At 71.3% G+C, this 2,096-nt stretch carries 2 protein-coding genes; both read left to right on the plus strand.

Going from position 1 to position 2,096, the window contains the following annotated elements:
* Positions 1-1,165: YhgE/Pip family protein (locus tag ACWGIU_RS36470; RefSeq protein ID WP_453712368.1), on the plus strand; the 1,165-nt coding region annotated here is incomplete at its 5' end.
* 29 nt (positions 1,166-1,194) lie between these two features.
* On the plus strand, positions 1,195-1,827 hold the full coding sequence (locus tag ACWGIU_RS36475) for a TetR/AcrR family transcriptional regulator (protein WP_453712369.1): 633 nt from the start codon (positions 1,195-1,197) through the stop codon (positions 1,825-1,827).
* Positions 1,828-2,096 lie beyond the last annotated feature (269 nt).

A 2,096-nucleotide genomic window follows, 5' to 3' on the forward strand; every position in this document is an offset into this window, starting at 1 on the left:
CTACTACACCAAGCACTGCGTCACCCCCGGCGCCGAACCGCACCTGGCCTCCTGCCCCGACCTGAAGAAGGTCAGGGACAGCGCGGCCGAGGCCGCCGAGCTCAGCGGGGACGTCAGCGCCCTGGTCAAGAACGCGAACGGTGACGTCGGCAAGCTCCGCACCCAGCTCACCGACCTGGAGAGGAAGGCCCGCGAGCTCGTCGACAAGGCTCCCCAGCTCGCGGGTGACCTCGACGCGGCCGTCGCCAAGGTCAATGCCCTCAACACCGGAGCCCACAAGGTCTCCGCCGGCATGGCCCAGCTGCACACCGGCCTCGGCTCCGCCACCACCGGCTCCGGCGCCCTCACCGACGGCGTCGGCAAGCTCGGCGACGGCGCTCACCAGCTCGACGGCGGCATGTACAAGCTCGTCGACGGCACCGGCGAACTCGCCGGCGGCCTGCACGAGGGCGCCGGCAAGATCCCCGACTACGACCAGCAGCAGCGCGACCGGCGCACCCAGGTCATGGCCGACCCGGTCCAGCTCGCCAACCAGTCCCTGCACAAGGCGCCCAACTACGGCACCGGCTTCGCCCCCTACTTCATCCCGCTCTCCCTCTGGGTCGGCGCGATGGTCGCCTACATGCTGATCGCCCCGCTGAACCGGCGGGCCCTGGCCGCCGGTGCCTCGCCCTGGCGGGTCGCCCTCGCCGGCTGGCTGCCCGTGGCGGGCCTCGGCATCGCGCAGGTGGCCCTGCTGATGTCCGTACTCCACTGGGCGTCCGGCCTCGGCCTGAAGATGGCCCACCCGGCCCTCACCATCGGCTTCCTGGTGCTGGTCACCGCCTGCTTCGCGGCGATCGTCCAGTGGCTCAACGCCAAGTTCGGAGCCGCCGGGCGGATCCTGGTGCTGGCCGTCCTCATGCTCCAGCTGACCTCGGCGGGCGGCACCTACCCCGTCCAGACCAGCCCGGACTTCTTCAACTGGATCCACCCGTACCTGCCGATGTCGTACATCGTCGAGAGCCTGCGCCGCCTCATCACCGGCGGCGACCTCGCCCCGGTATGGCAGGGCGGCGCGGTCCTGCTGGCCTTCACCGCCGGCGCCCTGGCCCTCACCGCGCTCGCCGCCCGCGGCAAGCAGGTGTGGACCATGGACCGACTGCACCCGGAACTGAGCCTGTAGGGACGTGTTGACCTGTGACAATCAGCGCCATGGAAAGCAGCAGCACCGGTACGGGTACCGGCGGGGGCCGTCGTGCGATCACCCGGCAGAAGCTCTACGAAGCGGCCGTCACCCTGATCGCCGAGCAGGGTTTCTCCGCGACCACGGTCGATGAGATCGCCGAGCGGGCGGGCGTCGCGAAGGGCACCGTCTACTACAACTTCGCGAGCAAGAACGAGCTCTTCGAGGAGCTGCTGCGGCACGGCGTCGGCCTGCTCACGGTCTCCCTGCGGACGGCCGCGGAGGAGACGGAGGCCCGCGGCGGCAGCCGGGTCGAGGCGCTCGACGCGATGATCCGGGCGGGGCTCGTCTTCATCGACCGGTACCCGGCCTTCACCCAGCTGTACGTCGCCGAGCTGTGGCGCACCAACCGCGCGTGGCAGTCCACGCTCATGGTGGTCCGGCAGGAGGCGGTGGCCGTCGTGGAGAACGTGCTGCGCGAGGGCGTCGAGCGCGGTGAGCTGAGCTCCGAGATCGATGTGCCGCTCACGGCGGCCGCGATGGTCGGCATGGTGCTGGTGGCCGCCCTGGACTGGCAGTCCTTCCAGAGCGAGCGGTCCCTGGACGACGTGCACTCGGCGCTGTCGCTGCTGCTGCGGGGCCGGGTCAGCGGCAACCGCTGAACCTCGGCGCGCCACCACCCCCCAGTCGGCGGTGCCGCGCGGGCGCGCGGGCCCGTAGAACTGGTGGGGCCGGCCGCGACGGCTGAGTATCCGTACCTAGGCACGGAAATGAGTACGTGCGCGGATGGGCTCCCACCTGCGCGGACGCCAGACTGGGAGCAACGGACAGGAGACCCGGTCCGCACCGCCGACACGGGGCTGCGGAGCGGACCGGGTGCCTCCTACCGTGACCGGGACGGGGGACACGACCCGGTGACGCAGGACGGGAG

It is taken from the genome of Streptomyces sp. NPDC054840 (assembly GCF_053611065.1).